The sequence below is a fragment of the Kribbella sp. CA-245084 genome, from assembly GCF_050942355.1.
Classification (GTDB): Bacteria; Actinomycetota; Actinomycetes; order Propionibacteriales; family Kribbellaceae; genus Kribbella.
In genome coordinates this window covers 2503847-2524342 of the sequence record NZ_CP192053.1, presented here as the reverse complement: position 1 = coordinate 2524342, position 20496 = coordinate 2503847, and the positions used below count along the sequence as shown (strand labels likewise).

Below are 20496 nucleotides of genomic sequence, written 5' to 3'. Positions count from 1 at the left end.
AGTGCCCGGTCGGACAGCGCAGAAGCAAAGTCATCGTCAGTCCCGTTTGGCGGCGTGGACGGGTGGCAGTCACTGCGGTGGTGGATACGGACCGTATCCTCCCGGCGGTCCTTGTTGACCGGGGGGTCCCGGTGGGTAACCAGACTGACCGGCTGGGTAACCGGGTTGCCCCGAGGGATACCCCGGCTGGGCGGGCGGATAACCACCCTGAGGCGGCGGGTATGCGCCTTCCCCGGCGCCACCTCCCGGAACTCCAGGACCCGGCCCACCAGGCGCCTGCCCAGCACCACCCGGTCCCATCGGGCCACCCGGCCCCGGGCCCATCGGGGCACCCGGCCCCATCGGCATGCCGGGACCCATTTGCCCCATCGGCATCCCCGGAGGACCGGGCGGGAAGGCACCACCGGCGTACTGCGGAGCCGCCTGTGCGAACGCAGGCATCGGAGGGAAGGGCACGCTCGGCCTCCGCTCCCGCAGCTCGTCCAGCAGCTGCTTCTCCGTTTGCAGTGCATCCGGTCCGATCACCTGGCGCACAATCTTGTCCCGCAGGTACGCCAGCTCGGTCGCGGCGTGCTGGAACGCCTTCGCCGCCGTTTCCGCCTGGGGCCCGTACCGCCGCGCGTTCTGCCGCAGCGCCTTGCGCCCTCGCAGCGTCGCTATCAGTGGAACGTCTTGTGGAACCAGCCATCCGAACCGCACATAGTCGTACAACCGGGACGCGATCATCTGTCCCTCCCGTGATCGCATCACGAGAGCGAAGACGACCAGGCAGATGAACAGCGGCACCATCAGACACAGGTACGCGACGATGAAGCCCCCGCCACCGGCCCAGCTCGCCGAAGCGTTCCAGGACGCGTGCGCCAGCACCGCAGCCAGGTACCCGACGACAGGCGCGAGAAAACGGACCACGGTACTTCGGTGGCGTATCGCGACGCCGATACCGATCGCGGTGAACGACGTGAAGAGCGGATGCGCGAACGGCGAGATCACGCCGCGGATGATGAACAGCGCGAACGCACCGCGCAGCCCGGCGTCGCTGCCGGCCTCCTCGGAGAGCGTGTTGAAGACGCGGCCGTAGTACAGGATGTTCTCGGTGAAGGCGAAGCCGACGCCGACCATCCCGGCGTACACGAGGCCGTCGATGATGCCGTCGAACTCCTTGCGGCGTACCAGCGCCAGCAGCAGGATCACGGAGCCCTTGGCGAACTCTTCCACCGGCGGGGCGACGAAGACCGCGGACCGGTCGCCGCCGACGCCGGTCTCGGCCAGCCGGTGCGACACCTCGGTGTTGATGAAGATCGCGGCCAGCGTGGCGATGAAGGCGCCCCAGCAGAGCGCGAAGACGATGTACCTGGTCGGCTCCGGTTCGTACCGGTCCAGCCAGAGGTAGAGCGCGATGACCGGGATCACCGGCACGAACGCGAAGATCAGACCCCAGGTGAAGCCGCCCGCGCCGGTCGACTTGGCCACGATTCCGAAGATCACCAGGCCCGCGATCGCGAAGACCACCGCGATCACGATGCCGATCAGGACGCCCTGGTTACGGCGCTGGCCGGGGACCGGATGGCTGCCGAGAACATTCGGCTGCGGGTAGGGTCCGCCGGGCGAGTACGCCGACCCCGCCGCGGGTTGCGGCGTGCCTGCCGGGCCTGGTGAGGGGTGACTCATGCCCAGAAGCCTAGTTGGGGTGCCGATCAACCGGCAGGACCACCCACTCAGCGTTACCGGGATGGAACGACAACCCTGTACTTCGCCCCCGCTCGAACCGCGCCGATCAGGAACCCAGAGGCGGGATCACCCGCCGATCTGAGAGACTCTTCCCTGCCACGCGCCCGTAGCTCAGCTGGATAGAGCGTCGGACTTCTAATCCGTTGGTCGCAGGTTCGAATCCTGCCGGGCGCGCCATTTCACCCGCGGATCAGGCTGCTGTGTGGGCCGGATCGCTGGGGTGGACGGTGAGCGGGATCGTGTCGGTCTCGAGCCAGTCCGCGAGGGGAAGCGACTTCAGGATGGTCGTCATTTCCTCGGGGCTGTCGGCTTGCCAGAGGCCCAGGGTGGGGCCGTCGGCGCGCTTCCAGAGGCGGACGAGCTTGCCCTCGGCGGCGAGTCGGCGAGTACTGGTTGCCTCGCCGGCGGCCTTCTCGTCGACGAGCTCGGGCGGAGTGCCTTCCGGGATCGTCAGGTTGAAGATGGTGAAGTACTCCGTCGCGCCGGCGTCGAGAGGGGTCGGTGACGACGGGTCGTTCGGGTGTGGTTCGAGGGGCATGACGTCGTCGTGGCGCCAGATCCGGAGCGGCATCGAGGACAGGACCTCCTCCAGTTGCTGGGCGTCCTTCGCCTCGAACAGACCGAACGTGCGCCACTCGCCGGGCTGGAGCGGCGGCCGCCACAGCCGCAGCAGCTGGCCGGCCGCGGCGAGCTCGCGTGAGTGCGCCGCCTCCCGGCCGCGTACCTCGTCGACCTCCGAGTCCGTCACCCCCTCCGGTACCTGCGTGGTCATCGTGACCAGGAACTGCATCTCGCCCTCCCGATGCTCGGCCTGCTGCGGTCAACAGGATCGCGTCGGCAGAGATTCCCTCAGCGAGTTCCTAAGCACTTCTCAGTCTTCTCACGGAGCGGTGGTGTGAGCTGGTTCGTCCTATCTGTACTGACAGGTGACGGAAGGGCCGGTGTCGTGGCTTCAGGAGTTGTGGGTGTCCTTCATACGACCAACGGGTTACGCGACCTGCGGTACGCCGCGGACGCGCTGGTGATCCTGGCCGGGATCCCAGGAGCCGGCAAGACCACTCTGCTCCGCAGGCTCTACCCGATCGGCGCGGACCACAGCGGCGTACGAGTGTTCGACTCAGAGCGCCTGCGTGCTCGCTGGATGCCCGTCCTGGGCCGGGTGCCGTATGCATGGTGGCGCCCGCTGCTGCACCTGGCGTACTACGTGCGCGTGCTGGCGGCGATGCGTCGAGGCGGAGGCCCGCTTGTCGTGCACGACTGCGCCACGAGGCCCTGGGTACGCCGACTGCTCGGCTGGCGGGCCCGCCGCGCCGGGCTGCCCTTGCACCTCATCCTCCTGGACGTACCAGGCGATGTGGCTCGCTCAGGCCAGTGGGCGCGCGGCCGCGTCGTACGGTCCGGCAGCATGGCCACGCACTGCCAAAGGTGGCCCGACCTGGTGGGACGAGCAGCTGAGGATCCGGCGTACGTCGTACCTGGAGCCGCGTCGGCGCTCGTGCTCAGCCGTGGGCAGGCAAATCAGATCGCCCGGATCAGCTTCGGTTAACGAATTGTCGGTGGCTGCTGATTGAGTCGTACTTCGAGATGGGGAGGAGTGCGGCATGAAGGTGCGAGTCGGGCGTGAGGTGCTGGCTGAGGCGGTCGGATGGGTGGCGCGTGGGTTGCCCAGTCGGCCGAGTGTGCCGATCCTGGCCGGGATGGTGGTGGAGGCGGCCGACGGGCAGGTGACGTTGTCCGGGTTCGACTATGAGAGTTCGGCGCGGGTGAGTGTGCCGGCGGAGGTGGCCGACGAGGGAAAAGTGCTGGTTTCCGGGCGGCTGCTGTCAGATATCTGCCGGAGCATGCCACGCGACTCGGTGGATCTGAGCGGTGAGGCGGCTCGGGTTCAGGTGAGTAGCGGTGCGTCTCGGTTCGTGCTGCACACTCTGCCGCTCGATGAGTATCCGCCGCTGCCGGAGATTCCAAAGGCCAGTGGAGTGGTCGACGGAGACGTGTTCGCGCGGGCCGTCTCGCAGGTGGTGAGCGCGGCGGGTCGCGATGACACGCTGCCGGTGTTCACCGGGATCCGGCTCGAGATCCGTGGTTCGACGATCTCGTTGCTTGCCACCGACCGATACCGACTAGCACTGCGGTCGTTCCCGTGGGAGCCGGTCGATGCCGGGGTCGAGGCCAACGCGCTGGTCCCGGCGAAGCTGCTCGCGGATGTAGCGAAGGCGATGACCGGTCATGAGCTGACGCTTGCGCTCGGTTCGACCCGCACAGGGGACGGGTTGTTCGGGTTCGAGGGCGGCGGTCGGCATGCAACCAGCCGGCTGATCGACGGCGAGTTCCCGAAAGTACGCAGTCTCATCCCGGTAGAGAACGCGATCACCACCACGGTGACCGTGGACACCGCCGCGCTGGTCGAGGCCGTGAAGCGGGTTGCACTCGTGGCTGAGCGGTCGGCGCCGGTGCGGCTCACAATCGCCGACGGCTTGGCGACGCTTGACGCCGGCAACGGCGAAGAGGCCCAGGCGTCGGAGTCCGTCGAGGTCACGCTGACCGGCGAGCCCGTGGTCACCGGCTTCAACGCCGGCTACCTGCTCGACGGACTCGGCTCACTCGGTACGCCGATCGCACACTTCGCCTTCACCCAGCCCACCAAGCCCGCCAACCTGACCGGCCTCCGCGCCCCCGACGACACACCCACGCCAGACTCCGCCTACATCCTGATGCCCATGCGCCTACCCAACTGACGGCTGAATCAGCCGAGGTGCTTGCCGCGTACAACCCTCTTGTTGCCGCGTGCCCCGGGTCGCTCCGTCATCCGTAGGTCGGACGGGTGAATCGTGCTGGGGGCTGACGATTGCGGTCGTCCGGTGCGATGTAGTGGAGCCGGAAGCGCGACGGAAGGGTGGCTGTGGAAGGCTCGCGGGGACGGCTTCATGAGGTTGACCTGCTGCGGATCTTTGCGGCGTTCTCGGTGATGGCGTACCACTACCTGTTCTCCTCGTACGCCGATGGCACATCCGCGATGCATTTCCCGCACGTGGACGTCGTCGCGCGGTACGGGTATCTCGGCGTCGACCTGTTCTTCACGATCAGCGGATTCGTCGTGCTGCTCAGCGCGTGGGATCGCAGCCCGCGATCGTTCATGATCTCGCGGGCGGTCCGGCTGTACCCGGCGTACTGGATCGCGGTCAGCCTCACGGCGTTCGTGTCCGTTGCCTTCAGCCAGGGACACTTCCCTGTCGGCCTCAAGCAGTACCTGGCGAATCTGACGATGTTCAACTCGCTGCCGAACATCCAGAACGTCGACGTCGTCTACTGGACGCTCTGGGCCGAGATCAGGTTCTACGCGATGGTCCTAGTGCTCACCTGGATCGGCATCACCGCGCGCCGGGTGACAATCTTCTGTTGGGTGTGGCTCGCGGCGACGCTCGTCTTCCAGACCGGACTGTTGCCGCACGCAACCGACCTGGTGCTCAACACCCAGTTCTCGCACTACTTCATCGCCGGCATGGCGCTCTGCCTGATCCACCGGTACGGCGCCACGCGACAGACCCTCGCCATCGTCGCGATCGCACTCGGCAACGCGATCTACCGCGGCATCGGATTCGCGGACCGCGTCGGCATCCGCTACCACACCGGGATCCACCGGCCCGCCGTCGTCGCGATCATCATCGCGATCTTCGCGGTCATGCTGACCGTCGCGCTGAAGCTGACGCATCGCCTAGGAGGCCGACCGTGGTTCGCCGTGCTCGGCGCGCTCACCTACCCGCTCTACCTCGTGCACGCGCACATCGGCTTCATCATCTTCGAGCGCCTCGGCGACCAGGTGAACCACGTCCTCCTGGTCGCCGCCACGATGCTGCTCATGATCGGCATTGCGGCCGCACTGCACTACGGCGTCGAGCAGCCGCTCGCGCCACGCCTCAAACGCCTACTGAACCGGGTCCGACCGGTTTACGCACTCAGGAAGTAGCCCGTCAGCACCCGCGCCATCGTCTCCGGCGGCAGCGTGTGGAACGTCCCGTCGTGTCCCTCCAGCGTCCCGTGCGGGAGCGCCTCGGCGGCCTGCCGCGCCGCCTCCTTCAACCAGTCCGGACTGGCGTTGCTGTACATCGCCAGCGTCGGTACGTCGACCGACGCCAGCAGGCCACGCGGTACGGCGCTGTCACCCATCTGGAGACCGTCGTACACGAGGGTGTGCGCGATCGCCTCCATGCCGGCCCACATCGGCGTCTGCCGGATCTGGTCGACCGCCTGCTTCGGCTGGCCGACTGCCTCGACCATGAACAGCTCAGCCGCCCCACCGGGATTCCCGGCGTCGACGAACTCCTGCAACCGCTCGATGTACCGGTCCGGCGCCTGCGGTGCTCCGTCGACCCGGAACGGCGGCTCCAGCACCGCCTGCTTCTCGAACGGCAGTCCAGCCCTCAGCAGCACCATCGACCCGGACGAATAGGCACAGGCGTACTGCGCGCCGGTCGCCGACCGGATCGCCTCCAGGTCCTCCCACTCACGCTCCACCGCGTACGGCAGGGTGTCGCCGGAGTCACCGCGACCACGCCGGTCGTAGTTCACCACCGTGAACGCCGACGACAGCGCCTTCGCGTCGTCGACGTACCGCGAGCGCTCGGTGAACCCGCCCGCGACGAGTACCAGGACCGGCCCGCTGCCGTACGTGTCGTACGCGAGTTCGGTGCCGTCCTTGGAAACCACCTTCTGCATCACAGCTCCTTTTGCCAGAGAGATCTCTGCCCATCCGTCGAACGGATCCGCGCCGGAAAGACACCCTGTGATCCACATCACAACACGCCGAGATCTTCCGGGCGACGGCGCACCTCACTACAGTTGGATTATGTATACAGGCGACTGCACACCATCCCGGGTTCGTTGATGCTGCTCCGCCAGCTGGAGTACCTCGTCGCCCTCGCCCGCGAGAAGCATTTCGCCCGGGCGGCGGAAGCCTGTTACGTCTCCCAGCCGTCGCTGTCGGCCGCGATCCGCAAGCTCGAGCAGGAGCTCGACGTACCGATCGTGCGTCGCGGCCGGCGGTTCGAGGGCCTGACGCCCGAGGGCGAGCGGGTGCTGCTCTGGGCGCAGCGCATCCTCGCCGAGCAGGACGCGCTCCGGCACGAGTTGTCGGTGATGCGCGGCGGGCTCAACGGCACCCTCCGGCTCGGCGCGATCCCGACGGCGATGCCGGTTGTTTCGTTGCTCACGACACCTTTCTGCGAACGGCATACCAATGCCCGGGTGACACTGGAATCGCTGTCGTCGCGCGACATCACGCAGAAGCTCGCCGAGTTCGATCTCGACGTCGCGATGACGTATCTCGACGACGACACGCTCGGTCAGGTGCGGAAGACGCCGCTGTACGAGGAGCGCTATCTGCTGCTGACTCCGACCCACTCGAAGCTCGCCGACCAGCCGGTCGCCACCTGGGCGGAGGTCGCCGGACTGCCGCTCTGCCTGCTCTCCCCCGACATGCGCAACCGCCGGATCATGAACGGCTACTTCACCGACGACGGGGTCACTGCGACGCCGGCCATCGAGAGCGACACCGTGTCCGGGTTGTACAGCCATCTGCATGGCAGCCATTGGTCGACCGTGATCTCACACGCTTGGTTGCATATGTTCGGCGTACCGGACGGGATGCGCGTCGTACCGCTCAAGGGTCCGGCGCACGGGCCGCGGGTCGGCCTGGTGATCGCGGCGCGCAGTCCGGAGCCTGTACTGGCGCGGGCGTTGCTCGACGTCGCGCGGCAGGCCGGCGTACACAAAGCCCTCGACGATCTCCTCGACGTGCATTTGATGGATTCCGGCTATCTCGACATAGCGAACAAGTCTTTGACCGTCGGACCGTGACACCGCGATGGTGGAAATCCCTTCAGAACAAGGAGATTCCCATCATGGCGAAGATTGTCTGCGTCCTGTACGACGACCCGGTCACCGGCCACCCGACGTCGTACGCGCGGGACGACATCCCGACCATCGACGGCTACCCCGGCGGTCAGACCGCGCCCTCGCCGAAGGCGATCGACTTCACGCCGGGCGCGCTGCTCGGCAGCGTGTCCGGTGAGCTCGGGCTGCGCGAATTCCTCGAGAGCCAGGGCCACACACTTGTCGTCACGTCCGACAAGGAGGGCGCCGACTCCGTGCTCGATCGTGAGCTGCCCGACGCCGATGTGGTGATCTCGCAACCATTCTGGCCGGCGTACCTGACCGCCGAGCGGATCGCGAAGGCGCCGAAGCTGAAGCTCGCGATCACCGCCGGCATCGGCTCGGACCACGTCGACCTGGACGCGGCGATCAAGCACGGCATGACCGTTGCCGAGGTCACCTATTCGAACAGCATCAGCGTCGCGGAGCACGTGGTGATGATGATCCTCGGGCTCGTCCGCAACTACCTCCCGTCCCACCAGGTCGTCCTCGACGGCGGGTGGAACATCGCGGATTGCGTGGCCCGCTCGTACGACCTCGAGGGCATGCACGTCGGTACGGTCGCGGCCGGCCGGATCGGGACCGCAGTACTGCGCCGGCTGGCTCCCTTCGACGTGAAGCTGCACTACACCGACCGGCACCGCCTGCCGGAGTCGGTCGAGCGGGAGCTCGGGCTGACCTTCCACCCGAGCGCAGCCGACATGGTGCCGCACTGCGACGTCGTGACGGTCAACGCGCCGCTGCACCCGGAGACCGAGGGGCTGTTCGGCGACAAACTGCTCGGGACGATGAAGCGCGGGACGTACCTGATCAACACCGCGCGGGCTCGCATCACCGACCCCGACGCGATCGTCCGGGCCCTCGAGAGCGGACAGCTGGCCGGGTACGCCGGTGACGTCTGGTACCCGCAGCCCGCCCCGGCCGACCACCCGTGGCGGACCATGCCGCACCACGGGATGACGCCGCACATCTCCGGCTCGTCGCTGTCCGCCCAGACCCGGTACGCCGCGGGCACCCGGGAGATCCTGGAGTCATGGCTTGCCGGTACGCCGATCCGCGACGAGTACCTGATCGTCGACGGCGGGCAACTGGCCGGTGCCGGAGCGCATTCGTACTCGACGAGGGTGTAAGCCGGATCACGTGAGACGCGGGCATAACCGGTCAGTACACCTGGTTGAATGTATACAGAAGCCAGAATTCAAGGAAGGGTAGAAATGATCTTCACACGTAGGTTCGGCGCTCTGGCGGCTCGCCCGCAGTTCCCGGATGCCCCGGAGCTGCAGCAGGAGCTGTCCAACCCGCTCGACCTGGACGCAGAGCTCGCCAAGCTGACCGGCCAACCGACCGGCGACGTGACCGCCGCGCGCGACGACGACCGTCAGGCAGACGAGTCGGCCGCCTGAGCGGCGGCTATATGTCAGGGCATGGCACTTGGTAGACTGTCTACCAAGTGCCGTGCTGTTTTCGGGAAGGGACCTCATGACGACGATCAGCGCAGGGCCAGGGGCGGGTGCGGAACCGGCCGGAGTGCGGCACGTCAAGCGGCCGACGCCGTTGCGGGAGTCGGTGTACGAGGCCCTGACCGAGATGATCATCGACGGCACCCTCGAGCGCGGCCGTCACCTGGTCGAGGTCGAGCTCGCCGGCCTGCTGGGCGTCTCCCGGCAACCGGTGCGAGAGGCGCTGCAGCGCCTGAACAACGAGGGCTGGGTGGACCTGCGCCCCGGTTTCGGCGCGATGGTGCACGTTCCCGCCGAGGACGAGGTCGACCAGTTGCTCGCGGCCCGCGCGGCCCTGGAGTCCGAGTCCGCCCGTCTCGCCGCCCGCCACGCCACGAAGGAAGACGTCGCTCGTCTGCGCGAGCTCTGCAAGGTCGGCACGGCGTACCAGGAGTCTGGCGACATCGACGGCACCGTCCGCACCAACGGCGAACTCCACAGCCTCATCACCGAGATGTCCGGCAACCGCTTCTTGGTCGACTTCGCCGCCCAGGTGGACCGCCGGGTCCGCTGGTACTACACGCCGGTCGCCCCGGTCCGCGGCGCAGCCTCCTGGCGCGAACACAACCGCCTGGTGAAGGCCATCAGCGAAGGCGACGAAGACAAAGCCGCCCAAATCATGCGGGAACACACCGAACACACCCGCAAGGCCTACCACGACCTCCAGTCCGGCGCAGAGCCCGCCGAAACTCCCGAGCCCGAAGCAGCTCCCCGCCGCCGACGCCGCACCACCTGACGACGGCTACTCCTTCTTGGCGACGGATTCCTGGTAGATCTCGGCGTAGGTGCGGGAGTCTTTGATCAGGTCGTCACAGAAGGCGGCTACGTCGGGGCCGATTAGTTCGATCACGCCCTTGCCGGCGGCGACGCCTTCTTCGAAGAAGTCGACGATTCCGGAGAGCAGGTTTCCCTCGGTCAGATCGGTCGGGCCGACCTTGAACAAGTACTTCTGGATCTCTTTGTAGACGATCTCGTAGTCCGGCGGGAGCGCCTTAACTCTTGCCAGGTGCGCTCGCCACTGCTTCTTGCCTTCGATGATGTCTTGGATGCCCACGTCAGTCTCCTAGCCGGCCCAGTTTTCTTGCCACGTTGCGGTTCAACTGCTCACGCCAGCGATCGCGGTAGGTGCGGGCGCCTTCACCGCCGGCGAGCGCCGCGCAGAAGCCGGCGATGTCATCACTCAGCACGTCGTCGATGCTTTGCCCGTCGGCCGCCGTTTCCTCGAGCAAGCCCAGGGCTCCGTCGAGGATCGGCATCAGGTTGCGACCCGTGAAGCCTGAGTACGGCGACAGGCGGGCCTTGATCTGCTCCCAGGCGGCCCGGTAGTCAGCCGGCAATGCCGCAGCTCGGACCTCGAACGCCTTGTATTCCCTGGTGAGGTCGTTGCCGGTAATCGTGTCCCAGAAACTCATCTCCCACCCTCCTTGAGTTTGTCGATTCGCGATGAGAGGTACTCCCACTTCGCCCAGAACTTCCCGAGCTCCGCGCGCCCCGCGTCGTTGAGCGAATAGAACTTGCGCGGCGGCCCCATCCCGGACGGCCGTTTGGTCACCTGCACCAGCCCGTTCCGCTCCAGCCGCAACAAGATCGTGTAGACGGTCCCCTCGATGACATCGGCGAACCCGAGCTCATTCAGCTGACGCGTGATGACATACCCATACGTCTCCTCGCGGCCGATGATCTCGAGCACACAACCCTCCAGCGTGCCCTTCAACATCTCCGTCAGGTCATCCATCCCAAGCCGATCCTCTCAGTACTCCGTATCACCGAGTACCACTATACGGTATCACCGAGTAGCTCGCTTCGCACGGCCGCGTGCACGAGTGCTACCGTCTCCGTGACGTACGAAAGTCACTGCCCGGTAGGTAGTCCGGGTGGCGCCTCAAGCGCCCGTACAGACGCCCTTCTCAGGGCTACCAGTGCGTCCTTTGTCGACAGTCGAACAAGGGACGATCATGTTTGAGTTCAAAGTTCTCATCGCCGGCGCCGGTCTCGGCGGCCTCGCTCTCGCCCAGTCGCTTCGCCGGAACGGGATCGACGTCGCAGTCTTCGAGCGGGACGCCGACCCGTGGGATCGCCCACAGGGCTACCGCCTTCACCTGGACGCCGACGGCATCAACGCTGCACACGAGGTTCTGCCGACCGAGCTGTACGACGTCTTCCGCGCCACAGCCCACCCCACCGAGCCGTTCACCACGATCCTCAACACCGACCTGTCGGTGCTCAAGCGGCTGCCGACCCGCGACGACACCGGCGACGCCTGGCCGGGCCGCGAGCAGGACGACGTACACGCGAACGTCGACCGGGGCACGCTGCGTCAGATCCTCCTCGCGGGCTTGGAAGACGTCGTGCACTTCGGCAAGAAGCTGGAACGCTACGTCAGCGACCCCGACGGCGTCACGGCGTACTTCTCCGACGGGTCAAGCGCGCGCGGAACGCTGCTGGTGGGCGCGGACGCCATCCGATCAACAGTACGTCGGCAGCGAGCGCCGTACGCCGAGATCGTGGACGCCGGGATCACCGCGATCTACGGGCGCCTGCCGTGGCAGACCGCGGCGTCGCTGGTCCCGACCGAGGCGCTCACCGACATCTTCACCATCGCTTCCGACGAACGGAAGGTCTTCCTCGGCCTCGGCGCGGTCCGTTTTCCCAGCCCTCCGGCACAGGCTGCGCAGCAATTCGCGCCGGGGACGGCCATGCGCGATCAGGACGACTACGTCGTGTGCATCGTCGGCGGCCGACACCGCTTCTTCCCGCGCAACGACACGATGCGGGCCCACACGGGCGCGGAGTTGCAGCACATCGCCGGCGCGACCATCGGCGAGTGGCCCGACGCCGCGGTCCGCGTCATCGATGCTGGTGATCCCACCTCGTTCTTCCTGGTCGAGATGCACACAAGCGTGCCGACCAAGCTCGACACACCCACCAACGTCACGCTTCTCGGCGACGCTATCCACGCCATGACCCCAACGCTCGGCCGCGGAGCCAACCTCGCGATGCGCTACGGCGCGCTCCTCGGACGACACCTGAAGAAAGTTGCCGACGGCCACCTCCCACTCGACCAGGCGCTGGCGGCGTACGAGGCCGACATAACCGACTACGCCTTCACCGTAGTCCGCGAAGCCGCCCGCATCGGCGAACAACGCATGGCCCAAACTCCACTCCGCAGGTCAGGCGGGCAGAGCTAGGTTGGTGAGGACCAGGCAGGCGGCGGTACCGGTGACGATGCTGAGTACGGCGTTGCGGCGCCACAGGTGGATGGCGATCGTGGCGGCGACGCCGGCGATCTCGGGTACGCCGTGGCTGGGCGTGGTGAGGTCGATGCCGGCCAGGCAGTAGATGGCCAGGATGGTGATCGCGCCCAGCGGCATCCAGCGACCGATATCTGCCAGCAGAGCTGATTCGTTCAGGGCCGATTTCATCGCGAACGGCAGCGCGCGGAGGGCGACCGTGATGGTTACAGCCACGGCCAGTGCGGTGGCGATGTAGGTGGGGTCAGGCACGGCAGGCCTTTCGGTGCAGTCGGTGACGGACGACGAGGCTGATGCTGAAGACAGTCATGGCGACGAGGATCATCGAGCCAGGGGCGAGCAGTTGGGCGGCGATGGCCGAACCGGCGGCCAGCGCCAGGCTTCGCTTGTCGGAGTGGGCGCGGAAGGCATCGATGGCCAGTACGACGAAGAGGGCCGTGAGGATGAAGTCGAGGCCATGCACCTCGCCGAGGAAGGTTTCGCCGGCGAGGCCGCCGAGGAGCGCGCCGGTCGCCCACGACGCGTGGAGGCCGAGCTGGGTCCACAGGATCCTGCCGCTGGTGAGCGTGTCGGGTTCCTTGCCGGTAATGATCGCGTAGGCCTCGTCGCACAGCGCGAACACGCTGTAGGCCTTGCGCCACCCGTTGACCCGGTGCAGCGGGAACGACAGTCCGTAGAACAGATGCCGCGAATTGACGAGGAAGGTGGTCATGGCGATCGCAGCGATCGGAGCGGCCGCGGCAAGCATGCCGACGAGGATGAACTCCACCGATCCGGCGAACATCGCCGCGGATATCACCGGAGCAAGCCACCACGGCAGGCCGTGGCTGGTGACGACGACGCCGAAGCCGATGCCGAGCGCGAACAGCCCCATCCAGATGACCCACGTTTCGCGGGCGACAGCCGCGAGCGCCGAGCCGGGTTCAGCTGCGACTGCAGCGGTGCGATTGGCCATACAGCTAAGTTAGGCGCGAATCCGCGCAATGCGCTTGCCTGTTGTTGCTTGCCCGGCTGCCCTTGGAGCAATACTTTGGTATGGATGATCTGGATCGAGCAATAATCGCCCACCTACAGGAGAACGGCCGGCTGACCAACCTGGAACTGGCAGCTCGCGTCGGCCTGACCGCCGCACCTTGCCTGCGACGCGTCCGGCGGCTGGAGGCCGACGGTGTGATTGCCGGGTACGCCGCAGTCGTGAACCCGGAGGCGATGGGCCGCGGATTCGAGGTCATCATCCACGCGGACCTGGTCGCGAAAGATCTGGCAACCGTCGAGGCGTTCGAGGACAGACTCGCCGACATGGACGAGATCGTCGAGATGCGCCGCATGTTCGGCCTCCCCGACTACCTCATCCGCGTCCAGGTCGCCAACCTCGCCGCCTTCGAACACTGGCTGATGACCAACTTGCTCGGCAACCCCGCCATAGCCCGCGTCGACTCCCGAATCACCATGAAACTAGTCAAATCCGACCGGTGAGCCGCACGGGGAACCATGCCCGCCGCCTGCGCCGTACGACCAGCTAGCACACACGGCCTCGCAGTCCGCTACACGAGATTGCGGTATTCGCGCTGGACAGTGGGTGACGCCGTGTCGACCCACTGGAGCTCCCACGCGTCACTGTTGACGTTGAACTGCCGATCGACACCGATCCAACGACCGGTCATGGCTTTGCCCATCGGGTCGACAACGAGCTGGATGGCGCCGTGATACTCCCGGCCGTGGTAGTACCCGTTGGTGCTGGTTCGTTCAGACCAGGTGCCGGTGGCAACAGTTCCGCGGAGGGTCAGGTCCAGCCGGACAAGCGAGTCGTTGCGAGCCGGTACGTTCTCGCCGAAGATCCGGTTGCCCTGGTGTCGAAGGACGATGTAGTGCTCACACGACAACTGCCCGTCCCGGCCTGTCGAGTGGTAGACATACCGGGAGTGCCAGATGCCACCCAGAGCGTTATCACTCGCGGGACCCGGGGGCGGTGTGTCTTCCACCGCTGCTGCGGCGGTGGACGGTGTGGCAGCGGCGAGAGCAAGTGCTGCGGACAGCTTCGTCAGCAGTCGGCGCCGCCCGAGTCTCGGGTCGACTGTGCTGAGCCAGGCCGCAACAGTCCGGGCCAAGACTTCCGGACTGGTGTTCTCGACCTCATCAGCGACGCGACGTACGGCGTCCTGGTCGTCGGCGACGACCAAGTCGGCGTTTAATCTGGCCAACTGCGAGGTGACGCGTTGATTGGGATCGGCCGAGCGAAAGTCCGCGCAGTCCGCGACCAGGTCGGCGATCGAACAGTCATAGAGCTGCGCCAGCCTGGCCAGCACCGTCATCGATGGCTCGTAGCCGCTCGCGGACGGCCACTGTTCCCAGTACGAGAAGTTCTTGAAGGTCTTCGGATCAGCCGGCCAAAGGTTGTTCCAGCGATCGGCGGCTTCGCGCTGGCTCCAGTCGTGCGCCATCCGGAACGCAACGCGGAGGTTGACGCCATAGCGGTCGGCGAACGCCAACGCGATCTCCACCCAGGTGCGGTGCGAGGAGCGAAACTCAGCGGCCAACTGCCGTCGCTCTTGGCGCATGCTCGCTCCGCCTGTTCCAACGCGGGGCGGTGTGTTGGGGTCCACAACACCATGGTGCCACGAAACCTCCCCGGCTGACGGGGAGAGTTCGCGGCCATTGGTCACTGATCGTCTCGGTGGTTTCAGTCGGTGATCGGCAACAAGCTTGGAACAGGTCAGGGCGGCAGGTGAGCCCGAGTGCGCAGGCGAGTTTGCGGTCTCCTGCCCTGTCGCCCTGGCCGTTCCAGGAGCCAGCCATTTGATCGGGGCAGCGATGACATCGACGGCGTCTCATGACGTGCTCTCCCAGGTACGTCGAATACTCGACGAGCGTGGTCCGGCCGAACGGACTGTCCACGCGATCCGCCAACTTCTCGACCCGCCAGTCGCGCCCGCGCCGATCGAACGCACGGCCCGGGGCTGGCCTGTACTTCGGGCATCCACCAGGACTGGCGTCGGAGGTACGGCGGGGTGTTGAGCGAGGAGCAGATTCGCGAGTACGTCGAGCGATGCCCCGCAGAGAACCGCTGGGCCTTCGAGGGGTGGCTCCGCGGCGAACGTCAACTCGACGGCGACCCGATCGAACCCGAACCGGCCGACCTCTGGAAAGTCCAACTGTGGCTGGGCGATCAGCTCATCGAGGAGCACATCGCACCTGCCTCCTGGGCGCACCAACACGCAGCCGCAATCCGCGAACGTATTAAAGGTCTCCCCGGACGCCTTCTCACGTGCGAGCAGGTGCAGCGCTGACAAGCCTTCTCCAGCCTCGCGCGGCACCCGTGACATCACCTCATTGCGACCGGCTGGCACCAATCACAGTCCCCGATACCTTTCCTGGTCGCCTCGATCCAGCACGCCGCGCCACCGCGGAGCCCCTCGCCATTAATCGAGCCCCGCCGAAAGCGGCAACAAACAGCCGCCGCGAAGCGGCGACCATTCCGCGTGACCAGCAGCACCCGCGCCAACACCTCCTCGCGGAACCAGCAAGCCGCGCCCCGCCGAAGGCGGCAATAGGCAGCCGCCGCGAAGCGGTGTCCTTTCAGCCCACCGGTCCGGTCCTGGCGCCGACCACGCTCGCGGCCGGCATCAGCCGTGCACCCCGCCGAAGGCGGCAACAGAACAGCCGCCGCGAAGCGGTGACCATTCCGCGTGACCAGCAACACCCGCGCCAACACCTGCCCGCGGAACCAGCAAGCCGCGCCCCGCCGAAGGCGGCAACAGGCAGCCGCCGCGGAGCGGTGTCCTTTTGACGGCGTACCAAAAACAGTTGCCCGCACCCCTGAGGGTGCGGGCAACTGGCGGGGACTCAGTTGCGGCCGCGGCCCGTGGCGGCCTTGCGGGCCTGTAGGGCTGTGGCCAGGTGGACGTACTGTTCTACGACCCGTCGGGCGTAGGTGTTGCGGTCGAGGATGTGTGGCCACCAGTGGCGGCCCAGCTGTTCGTGCATCCAGAGGAAGCCGATCGCGAAGCCCATGCTGATCAAGGCACGGAAGGCGAGGAACTTCCACGGATCGGGCGGTACGCCGGGGGTGCCGGTCACCACCCACTCGGTGACGATCGCGTGGACGAACAGGGAGACCGGGAAGCCGATCACCCAGTAGACCGCCGCCGGCGCGAACACCCCGGCGGGGACCTTGCCCAGGGCAAGCAGTACGGCGTACCCGGCGCCGAACAGCATCAGCGGTACGCCGAGCCCGAGCCCGGTGACCACCGCCCAGCCGGCGGGCTGGCCGACGAACGCGGCCAGCCCTCCGGCGATCAACCCGGCAGCGGCACCGACCGACAGGGCCGGGACACTGAACTCCGCTAACTGCTTGGCCGAAACGGGAATGCTCATGTCAGCCCACTGCCACGCCGAAGCGGACCAGGCAGTAGAACAACATGCCCAGGTAGAACACCGCACCGAAGCCGATGATCACGTTCCGGACCGGGCCGGGGCGGATCTTCTTCGGCAGCAGCATGTTGTTCGTGAGCAGCAGCACGATGCAATACGCACCCATCGCGAACGTGGACAGGAACGCCAGCGTGTCCAGGATCCCGGCCGGACCGTCGGCCGGCCCGAACAGCAGGATCAGGATCCCGAACAGGATCACGCCCCACAGGAACCCGGCGTACAACCGCGACATCGAGAACCGCTTCGCGCCAGGCACGAAGTAGTACGTCATGTCCGCCTGGCCCCGCGAGAACGAGTCGAACAGACCCAGCGTCGCGTTCAGCCCGATCAGCGCGATGAAAGCGAAGAACAGCGTTCCCAGGACCGGACCACCGGCCGCGGAGAAGGCATCGGACATCGCCCGCAGCGCGGCGTCGCGGTCACCTCCTTCTATCAGCGAAGCCACGTCCGGGTTCTGCCGGGCCGCCGACATGGCCAGCACGGTGAACGAGATCGTCACCAGCATCGTGATCCCCCAGAAGAGCAGGATCGCGTCGAAGGTGACCCACTTGCGCCAGCCCTTCCACTTCGCCATCTCGGCCGGGTCCTCGGTGTCGAACATGAACCCGCGCGACGGCATCGACTCCGCCTCGCCCGCCGTCCGCAGACCACGGATCTTCGGGATGTGCGCACCCATGCCGGCACCGCTGTCGCGCAGCTGCAGCGTGTACCACATCTGCTGCATCCCGGACGGGCCGGCGAAGGCACAGGCCCCGACGACGACCGGGAACCAGGTCGAGTTCATCGCCTCGTGCGGGAAGTACCCGAACGCGAACATCCCACCGAGTGTCTTCGCCACGTCGTCCCAGCTGCCGACGATCGCCGCGATCACCGACGTACCGACCACCAGTACGCCGATCAGCAACCCGAGGAGCTTCTCAAGGAAGTTGTAGATCACCGACAACATGCTGAACAGGACACCGACGAACACCAGAGCCACGCACGCGCTGACCTGCCAGGGTATGCCGGTGATCTCCTCGAGCGCGCCGGCGCCCGCGGACAGGTGACCCGGCCACATGTAGATGAGGATCGCCGCCGCGTAGAAGAACCACATCAGCGGTTTGAAGACACGCGCCGCGCCGAAGAAGATGCTCTCCCCGGTCGCCATCGCGTACCGGGCCATCTCCAGCAGTACGAACGCCTGCAGGGTGACACCGATCAGGAACAACCAGCGGATGTCCGGCCCGAACACCAGGACGAGCCGGGGCCACATGTACGACTCTCCGATGCCGACCCCCAGCGCGACCAGGAACACGGTCGGGCCGAGGATGTGCATCGAGGGTGGTGCGTCCGGAAGTTTCCGGATCGGCATCGGTTCGAGCCTGCCCGCTTTCCAGACCTTCTCGGTCACAGCTGCCGCGGCCGGCTCTTCGGGAACTTCTGAGGTCTTGCTCGTGACGTCCAAGGCGGACTCCTTACATCGACGCCAACTAGCGGATCAAACTCCTCCCCCGCGCGCGCATTTCCTCCAATCAGCCGAGCGGACCGGCGTTGCGGGCCCAGCGGTACTTGGCACCGAGGACCTGGACCGGCGTCTCGGTGGTGTACGGGTACGCGACCACACCGTGGTCGAACAGGTACTGACTCGCTTCCTCGACCTCGACGTCGCCGGACAGTGAGGCCACCACCGGCTTGTCGATGCCTTTGGCCCGGAACTCCTCGACCACCTCGGCGACCAGCTTCGCGAACACCATCGGCGGCGTCACGATCGTGTGCCAGTAGCCCAGGATCAGGGCGTGGATGCGCTCGTCGGACAGCCCGAGCGCGACCGTGTTCCGGTACGTCGACGGCGGCTCGCCGCCGGTGATGTCCACGGGGTTGCCGGCGGCACCGAACGGCGGGATGAACTTGCGGAACGCCGCGTCCAGATCGGCCGGGATGTCCATCAGCGTGAGCCCGTTGTCGACGCAGGCGTCCGACAGCAGTACGCCGGAACCGCCCGCGCCGGTGATGATGACGACGTTCTCGCCCTTCGGCGTCGGCAGCAGCGGAATACCGCGGGCGTACTGGAGCATCTCGTTCAGCCCCGGCGCCCGTACCACCCCGCTCTGCCGCAGGATGTCGTCGTACACCTTGTCGTCGCCGGCCAGGGCGCCGGTGTGCGAGCTGGCCGCCCGCGCACCCATGGACGTCCGGCCGGCCTTCAGCACGACGACCGGCTTCTTCTTGGACACCCGGGCCGCCGTCTCGGCGAACGCCCGGCCGTCCTTCAAGTCCTCAAGATGCATGGCGATCAGGTTGGTGTTGTCATCGCTCTCGAAGAAGGTCAGGAGGTCATCCTCGTCGATGTCGGCCTTGTTGCCTACCCCAACGATCGCGGAGACTCCCATCCGGCTGGACCGGCTGAAGCCGAGGATCGCCATCCCGATCCCGCCCGATTGCGAGGACAGGGCAACGGATCCGCGGACGTCGTACGGCGTGCAGAAGGTCGCGCACAGACTCTCGGGCAGATAGTAATAGCCGTAGATGTTCGGTCCGAGGATTCGGACATTGTGTTCACGGGCGATCGCGACGACCTCGTCCTGGAGCTCCTGCTCGCCGGTCTCGGCGAACCCGGACGGGATCAGGATCGCGCCCGCGACGCCCTTCTGCCCGCACTGCTCGAGCGCCCCGGCGACGAACTTGGCCGGTACGGCGAACACCGCGACATCCACGTCCCCCGGCACCTCCAAGATGCTGGGGAACGCCTTCCGTCCGAGCACCTCTCCACCGCGCGGGTTGATCGGGTAGATGTCCCCGGCGTACCCGCCGTTGACCAGGTTCTTCATCACCGAGTTGCCGATCTTGCCGTCCTCGTTGGACGCCCCGATCACGGCGACCGCGCGCGGCCGCATGATCCGGGTCATCGCGGTCAGGATCTCCTCCTGGCTGAACCGCTCGACCGGCTTGCCCGCCTCGGCGTCCACGATGATCCGGAAGTCCACCGCGGTAGCGCCGTCCGGCCCGGCCAGCACCGGGTTGAGGTCCACCTCGGCGAACTGCGGGAAGTCGGTGACCAGATCCGACAACCGCTTGATCAAGTCCCCGACAGCGTCCTTGTCGACCGGCTGCGCACCGCGAACACCCTCGAGCATCTCGTGCGCGCCGATCCCGTCGACCATCGCCCGCGCTTCGCCGGACGTCAGCGGGGCAAGCCGGAAGGTCACGTCTTTCAGGACCTCGACGAGTACGCCGCCCAGCCCGAACGCGACCACCTTGCCGAACGTCGGATCGGTGACCGCGCCGACGATGACCTCCTGCACGTCACCGCCGGTGACCAGCATCTTCTGGACCTGTACGCCGGTGATCGCCGCGTCGGCCTTGTACGCGCGCGCATTGGCGAGGATCTTGTCGAACGCGTCCCGCGCGGCGTCCGCGGTGTCCACGCCGACCACCACGCCGCCGGCCTCGGTCTTGTGCAGGATGTCCGGCGAGACGATCTTCAGTACGACGGGGAACCCGATCTCGGCGGCGAGACCGGCGGCTCCCTCGGCAGTCGTGGCCAGTCCCTCGCCCGGCGTCGGGATGCCGTACGCGTCGGCGACCTGCTTGGCCTCGGGCGCGCTCAGCGAGGTGCGGCCGTCCGCCAGAGCCTGGTCGAGGATGGTCCGGACTGCTGCCTTGTCATAGGTCATGCGAAA

The 20496-nt window shown here is 66.8% G+C and carries 22 protein-coding genes and 1 tRNA gene; 11 read left to right on the top strand and 12 right to left on the bottom strand.

The features are described 5' to 3' along the window. Positions 1–69: 69 nt before the first annotated feature. Positions 70–1668: a PrsW family intramembrane metalloprotease gene (locus ACQPYH_RS12245; RefSeq protein ID WP_432890183.1), complete on the bottom strand. Its 1599-nt coding sequence runs from the start codon at positions 1666–1668 to the stop codon at positions 70–72. A gap of 160 nt (positions 1669–1828) precedes the next feature. Between ACQPYH_RS12245 and ACQPYH_RS12240 the strand changes: the two genes are divergently transcribed. Then, a tRNA-Arg gene (locus ACQPYH_RS12240) sits at positions 1829–1905 on the top strand. 13 nt (positions 1906–1918) lie between these two features. Here ACQPYH_RS12240 and ACQPYH_RS12235 read toward each other — a convergent pair. Further along, positions 1919–2518, bottom strand: a complete 600-nt coding sequence (locus ACQPYH_RS12235; protein WP_432890180.1) for a muconolactone Delta-isomerase family protein — start codon at positions 2516–2518, stop codon at positions 1919–1921. Positions 2519–2689: 171 nt separating this feature from the next. On the opposite strand from ACQPYH_RS12235, the gene ACQPYH_RS12230 reads away from it, so the two are divergent. The 3 genes from ACQPYH_RS12230 (at position 2690) to ACQPYH_RS12220 (ending at position 5692) form a co-directional block, all read left to right on the top strand. Continuing rightward, positions 2690–3274: an AAA family ATPase gene (locus tag ACQPYH_RS12230; RefSeq protein ID WP_432890177.1), complete on the top strand. Its 585-nt coding sequence runs from the start codon at positions 2690–2692 to the stop codon at positions 3272–3274. Between the two features lie 55 nt (positions 3275–3329). Further along, positions 3330–4463 carry a DNA polymerase III subunit beta gene (gene dnaN / locus ACQPYH_RS12225; protein WP_432890174.1) on the top strand — a complete coding sequence of 378 codons (1134 nt, stop codon included), beginning with the start codon at positions 3330–3332 and terminating at the stop codon, positions 4461–4463. 158 nt (positions 4464–4621) lie between these two features. After that, the gene (locus ACQPYH_RS12220) at positions 4622–5692 is read left to right on the top strand and encodes an acyltransferase family protein (RefSeq protein WP_432890172.1); all 1071 of its coding nucleotides are present in this window, start codon (positions 4622–4624) and stop codon (positions 5690–5692) included. On the opposite strand, the gene ACQPYH_RS12215 is transcribed toward ACQPYH_RS12220, so the two are convergent. After that, positions 5674–6441, bottom strand: a complete 768-nt coding sequence (locus ACQPYH_RS12215; protein ID WP_432890169.1) for an alpha/beta fold hydrolase — start codon at positions 6439–6441, stop codon at positions 5674–5676. The genes ACQPYH_RS12220 and ACQPYH_RS12215 overlap by 19 nt on opposite strands. A 168-nt stretch (positions 6442–6609) precedes the next feature. Between ACQPYH_RS12215 and ACQPYH_RS12210 the strand changes: the two genes are divergently transcribed. From ACQPYH_RS12210 to ACQPYH_RS12195, 4 genes are all read left to right on the top strand, one after another. Next, positions 6610–7581 (top strand): LysR family transcriptional regulator, encoded by a 972-nt coding sequence (locus ACQPYH_RS12210; protein ID WP_432890166.1) that lies wholly within the window; start codon positions 6610–6612, stop codon positions 7579–7581. A gap of 44 nt (positions 7582–7625) precedes the next feature. Beyond that, positions 7626–8786, top strand: a complete 1161-nt coding sequence (locus ACQPYH_RS12205) for an NAD-dependent formate dehydrogenase (RefSeq protein ID WP_432890163.1) — start codon at positions 7626–7628, stop codon at positions 8784–8786. Positions 8787–8870: 84 nt separating this feature from the next. After that, on the top strand, positions 8871–9059 hold the full coding sequence (locus ACQPYH_RS12200; RefSeq protein ID WP_432890160.1) for a hypothetical protein: 189 nt from the start codon (positions 8871–8873) through the stop codon (positions 9057–9059). Positions 9060–9135: 76 nt separating this feature from the next. Further along, positions 9136–9891 carry a GntR family transcriptional regulator gene (locus tag ACQPYH_RS12195; protein WP_130445376.1) on the top strand — a complete coding sequence of 252 codons (756 nt, stop codon included), beginning with the start codon at positions 9136–9138 and terminating at the stop codon, positions 9889–9891. A 6-nt stretch (positions 9892–9897) separates the two neighbouring features. Here the strand turns inward: ACQPYH_RS12195 and ACQPYH_RS12190 are convergent, their stop codons facing one another. From ACQPYH_RS12190 to ACQPYH_RS12180, 3 genes are read right to left on the bottom strand one after another with little or no spacing between them, the layout of a single operon-like run. After that, a complete protein-coding gene (locus ACQPYH_RS12190; protein WP_432890157.1) occupies positions 9898–10209 on the bottom strand; it encodes a DUF1048 domain-containing protein in 312 nt (103 codons plus the stop codon). A gap of 1 nt (position 10210) precedes the next feature. Beyond that, the gene (locus ACQPYH_RS12185; protein WP_432890154.1) at positions 10211–10567 is read right to left on the bottom strand and encodes a DUF1048 domain-containing protein; all 357 of its coding nucleotides are present in this window, start codon (positions 10565–10567) and stop codon (positions 10211–10213) included. Beyond that, positions 10564–10890 carry a PadR family transcriptional regulator gene (locus ACQPYH_RS12180; protein WP_134096869.1) on the bottom strand — a complete coding sequence of 109 codons (327 nt, stop codon included), beginning with the start codon at positions 10888–10890 and terminating at the stop codon, positions 10564–10566. The genes ACQPYH_RS12185 and ACQPYH_RS12180 overlap by 4 nt, the downstream gene beginning before the upstream one ends. A gap of 220 nt (positions 10891–11110) precedes the next feature. Between ACQPYH_RS12180 and ACQPYH_RS12175 the strand changes: the two genes are divergently transcribed. Continuing rightward, positions 11111–12343, top strand: a complete 1233-nt coding sequence (locus ACQPYH_RS12175; RefSeq protein ID WP_432890151.1) for an FAD-dependent oxidoreductase — start codon at positions 11111–11113, stop codon at positions 12341–12343. Here the strand turns inward: ACQPYH_RS12175 and ACQPYH_RS12170 are convergent. Together ACQPYH_RS12170 and ACQPYH_RS12165 are read right to left on the bottom strand one after the other, a co-directional pair. Further along, complete coding sequence (locus ACQPYH_RS12170) at positions 12326–12658, bottom strand: branched-chain amino acid transporter permease (protein ID WP_432890148.1); 333 nt, start codon at positions 12656–12658, stop codon at positions 12326–12328. The genes ACQPYH_RS12175 and ACQPYH_RS12170 overlap by 18 nt on opposite strands. Further along, positions 12651–13280 (bottom strand): AzlC family ABC transporter permease, encoded by a 630-nt coding sequence (locus ACQPYH_RS12165; protein WP_432890145.1) that lies wholly within the window; start codon positions 13278–13280, stop codon positions 12651–12653. The genes ACQPYH_RS12170 and ACQPYH_RS12165 overlap by 8 nt, the downstream gene beginning before the upstream one ends. Before the next feature lie 161 nt (positions 13281–13441). Here ACQPYH_RS12165 and ACQPYH_RS12160 point away from each other — a divergent pair, with 161 nt between their 5' ends. Beyond that, positions 13442–13882: an Lrp/AsnC family transcriptional regulator gene (locus tag ACQPYH_RS12160; RefSeq protein ID WP_432890142.1), complete on the top strand. Its 441-nt coding sequence runs from the start codon at positions 13442–13444 to the stop codon at positions 13880–13882. A 68-nt stretch (positions 13883–13950) separates the two neighbouring features. On the opposite strand, the gene ACQPYH_RS12155 is transcribed toward ACQPYH_RS12160, so the two are convergent. Then, on the bottom strand, positions 13951–14964 hold the full coding sequence (locus tag ACQPYH_RS12155; RefSeq protein ID WP_432890139.1) for a hypothetical protein: 1014 nt from the start codon (positions 14962–14964) through the stop codon (positions 13951–13953). 453 nt (positions 14965–15417) lie between these two features. Here ACQPYH_RS12155 and ACQPYH_RS12150 point away from each other — a divergent pair, with 453 nt between their 5' ends. Further along, entirely contained in the window at positions 15418–15693 is a 276-nt protein-coding gene (locus ACQPYH_RS12150) for a hypothetical protein (protein ID WP_432890136.1), read from the top strand. Between the two features lie 556 nt (positions 15694–16249). Here the strand turns inward: ACQPYH_RS12150 and ACQPYH_RS12145 are convergent. The 3 genes from ACQPYH_RS12145 to ACQPYH_RS12135 form a co-directional block, all read right to left on the bottom strand. Beyond that, on the bottom strand, positions 16250–16780 hold the full coding sequence (locus tag ACQPYH_RS12145) for a hypothetical protein (protein ID WP_432890133.1): 531 nt from the start codon (positions 16778–16780) through the stop codon (positions 16250–16252). A gap of 1 nt (position 16781) precedes the next feature. Then, positions 16782–18281, bottom strand: coding sequence for an Nramp family divalent metal transporter (locus ACQPYH_RS12140; RefSeq protein ID WP_432890130.1), 1500 nt, complete (start codon positions 18279–18281; stop codon positions 16782–16784). 67 nt (positions 18282–18348) lie between these two features. After that, positions 18349–20490 (bottom strand): acetate--CoA ligase family protein, encoded by a 2142-nt coding sequence (locus ACQPYH_RS12135; RefSeq protein ID WP_432890128.1) that lies wholly within the window; start codon positions 20488–20490, stop codon positions 18349–18351. Between the last annotated feature and the right edge of the window lie 6 nt (positions 20491–20496).